At 64.5% G+C, this 3,418-nt stretch carries 3 protein-coding genes; all 3 read left to right on the top strand.

The genetic code is table 11. The features are described from left to right. Nucleotides 1–103: 103 nt before the first annotated feature. Genes ABZW74_RS24260 through ABZW74_RS24250 form a run of 3 tightly spaced genes read left to right on the top strand, consistent with a single transcriptional unit; the run spans nucleotide 104 to nucleotide 3,370 of the window. Nucleotides 104–1,186 (top strand): tyrosine-type recombinase/integrase, encoded by a 1,083-nt coding sequence (locus tag ABZW74_RS24260; RefSeq protein ID WP_240862866.1) that lies wholly within the window; start codon nucleotides 104–106, stop codon nucleotides 1,184–1,186. Continuing rightward, nucleotides 1,152–3,071 (top strand): tyrosine-type recombinase/integrase, encoded by a 1,920-nt coding sequence (locus tag ABZW74_RS24255; protein ID WP_240862871.1) that lies wholly within the window; start codon nucleotides 1,152–1,154, stop codon nucleotides 3,069–3,071. Before ABZW74_RS24260 ends, ABZW74_RS24255 begins: the two co-directional genes overlap by 35 nt. Then, complete coding sequence (locus tag ABZW74_RS24250) at nucleotides 3,068–3,370, top strand: DUF6262 family protein (protein WP_240862873.1); 303 nt, start codon at nucleotides 3,068–3,070, stop codon at nucleotides 3,368–3,370. The genes ABZW74_RS24255 and ABZW74_RS24250 overlap by 4 nt, the downstream gene beginning before the upstream one ends. Nucleotides 3,371–3,418: the final 48 nt, after the last annotated feature.

Here is a 3,418-nt window from a genome sequence, read left to right as displayed (position 1 = left end):
TGCCTGTTGACCGGCTAATCCGGAGCCCGGGGCTACGGTGAAACAGACACGCCGACAACGGAAGATACTTGACCGGGGTTGACGGTGGCGTTACACCTGTCTCATGACGGATCGGCAGTTGCTGCATCTGGAATCTGGCACTGAGGTTGCCTGGCAGTTGGCCGGTGACCATGCCGGAAGGTACGTGGTGGTCAATGATTACCTCGGCTATCTGGCCGACCGAAACTACTCGGCGCGCACGTTACGGGCCTACGGCTACGACCTGCTGGCGTTCTGCCGGTGGCTCGACGAGTCCGATATCACGTTGGAATCAGTAACCACGACAACGCTTCTCGACTTCATGCGGTTCTGCCGAGAGACGTCGATTCCGGGTCGTCCAGCAAATGTGTTGTCGATGACCGGGCAACGGCTCGATCGGTACTCACCGACCACGATCAATCATCGACTCGCGGCGCTGACGGGCTTGTTCACCTATCGCAGCATCACCGATCCTGACCTGGTCAATCCGGTCCCGAGTGGGCGTGAAGCACGCCGCGTCACCGCCGAAGAACGCAACGCCCTGCTCGGCCATCTGGTCAAGCCGAAGAGGCGGTCAGCGTTGCGGCTGCGCGAACCGCGTCGGCTACCCCGGGCACTGGATCGTCGTGAGACCGCAGATCTGGTGGCGAGCCTGCACACCTGGCGGGACCGGTCGTTGGCCGGGTTGATGTTGTTGTCGGGGTTACGCTCGTGCGAGTTGCTCACCCTGGAGGTGACCGATGTCGATATCGGCGCCCGCTGGGTACGGGTACTCGGCAAGGGCGGCAAGGAACGCCGGGTGCCGCTCGATGTCGAGGTGGCCGGCCTGATTCACACCTACGTCCTGACCGAGCGGCCCGAATCATCCAATACCCGTCTGTTTCTGGTGGCGAAGGGACCGCACCGGGGTCAGCCGTTGACCGCGGCTGGACTACGCACGATCTTCCGCTACCACCGCCTCAAATCCGGAGTGGCCGCCGGCCACCCACACGCACTGCGTCATACCTTCGGCACCGCGATGGCCGAAGCCGGAGTCGATCTGGCGGTGATGCAAGCGCTGCTCGGCCACGCTCACGTCGATACCACAGCCCGCTATATCCATTTGACCCCAACACATGTCAAGGCAGAGTTCGATGCAGCACGCACACGACTTCGCACCCAGACCTGAGACACCGGCAGAGGTCCAGACTGCCTACCTCGCCCATCTGCGGCGGCGTGGCCGCGGCAACCCGGCCTACACCCAAGCGGCACGCTCCTTCCTCAAGCGCTGGCCCACGGTCGCCGACTGGGCCGAGGAACCTCTCGAGAAACGCCTGGCCGCAAACTGCTCCACCCGCCCGTTCATCACGTTCTTGATGGTCAGCGGGCGCCTGGCACCCGGATACGATTATCTGGTGTACCGCAAACTCAGCAGTATCTGGCTGGAACTCGCGGTCAGTCCACTCAACGCTGACCTTCAGAGATTTGTCAGTGCGGCAAAGGAATTGGGATTCACCGACCGAGTCGCATCGGCGATCGCCTCACAAATCATCGCGCGGTTGCTCATCCAGACCCAGCGCCCGTTGACCGACCTGTACGAGGACGACCTCGCCGACCTCCTGCACGCTTGCACACTGCGCGAAGAACACACCGGACGCGGCGCGAAACACTACCGCAGCACCCTGCACAGTGCCCGCCAGATCCTGTTCCATCTCGGCATCCTCGACTCCGAAGCACCACCGGCGACGACCGCACACAGCCTCGAGGATCGGATGGCCGAGGTGCCCACAGCACTGCGCCCGGCGTTCGTGGGCTACCTCAACCGCAAGTACGCCACCTGCGCGCCGAAGACCGTCAGCAGCATCGCGACCCGACTCGCGCACTTCGGCCGATTCCTGGCCGTCACCGACCCCGATCTGACCTCGCTGGCCCACCTCGATCGTCGACGCCATATCGAGCCGTATCTGGCGTCGTTGCCCACCACCCTCAACAGTGTCACCGGTGCACCCATCACCGTGGCCGACCGCATCCGACGCGTGCACGCGGTCGGCCATTTCCTGGCCGAGATCACCGAGTGGGGATGGGATGACGCGCCAGCGCGCAAGCTGATCTTCCGCAGCGACCTGCCTCGCCCGCAACGGTTTCTGCCACGCTATCTACCCGTAGATGCCGATCGCAAGCTTGCTGCAGCGCTGGCGGATTCGCCGTATCGTCTGGCCGCAGACGCCCTGCTGTTGGCGCGGGCGTGTGGGTTGCGGATCGGGGAACTGCTCGACCTCGAACTCGACTGCATCCACGAGATCCCGGGGCAAGGGTCGTGGCTGAAAGTGCCACTGGGCAAACTCGACTCCGAACGCATGGTACCCATCGACGACGAAGTCCTCACCCTCGTCGACCGCATCACCGCCACCCGCACTCACGGCCGGCCACTACGTCACCCCCGCACCGGAGCACCCGCCGACTTCTTGTTCACCCACCACGGAAAACGACTCTCCCAGAACGCACTACGCGCTGAGCTCAACCGGGCGGCAGCGACCGCCGGGCTCGACCACATCACCCCACATCAACTGCGCCACACCTATGCCACCGCCCTGATCAACGCCGGGGTTTCCCTACAAGCGCTCATGGCGCTGCTCGGACACGTCTCCACCCAGATGAGCCTGCGCTACGCGCACCTGTTCGACTCCACCGTCCGCACCGAATACGAACGAGCCCTCGACCTCGCCAAAAGCCAGATCGGCCCGCTCGCCGCCGACCGACCGCAACTACCGATCACCGACATCACCGGATCCGACTGGAAGCAGGCCCCGGCCATCAAATCGCGGCTGGCCGGCGGCTACTGCCTGCGGGCACCCGCCCAGGGAACCTGCCCGTATGCCAACATCTGTGAACATTGTCCCAGCTTCCACACCGACGCAACCCATCTCGGAGTCCTTGCCGCGCAACGCGTTGATGCGCAACAGCTCGCCGAGGATGCCCAGTCCCGCGGCTGGGTCGACGAGGCCCGCCGCCACCAACAACTCGTCGCCCGCCTCGACATCCTCATCGCCGAGGCCGGCACCGAGACCGCATGAGCAGCAAAGCGCTGGCCGAGGTTGAACGAACCTGCGCCGAACTCGCCGCCACAGGCCAACCCATCACCTTCACCGCAGTCGCTGCCCGCACCAAGATCGGTCGCGCGACCCTCTACCGCAACACCGAAATGCGCGCCGTCATCGACGAACACCGCACCCGACAGACCGACGCCCGCACACTCACCGGCCTCGCCACCGAAGTTGCGCACCTGCGAACGATCGTCGAGAGCCTCGCCGGCACCGTCGCCCAGCACGACGAACAACTCCGACGGCAACGCCGCAAACCAGATCGACAATGAACCATCGGCCGATCGTTGCCGCAGGCTCGACCACGATTAGCCGGTCAA

The sequence above is a fragment of the Gordonia sp. NPDC003585 genome (assembly GCF_040610755.1).
GTDB lineage: Bacteria > Actinomycetota > Actinomycetes > Mycobacteriales > Mycobacteriaceae > Gordonia.
Note: the sequence above shows the minus strand (reverse complement) of the source record. Positions and strands in the feature narration are given on the sequence as shown.

Coding starts and splice junctions, on each gene's coding strand:
- ABZW74_RS24260 (WP_240862866.1), top strand. CDS start 104: ATGACGGATCGGCAGTTGCTGCATCTGGAATCTGGCACTGAGGTTGCC.
- ABZW74_RS24255 (WP_240862871.1), top strand. CDS start 1,152: ATGCAGCACGCACACGACTTCGCACCCAGACCTGAGACACCGGCAGAG.
- ABZW74_RS24250 (WP_240862873.1), top strand. CDS start 3,068: ATGAGCAGCAAAGCGCTGGCCGAGGTTGAACGAACCTGCGCCGAACTC.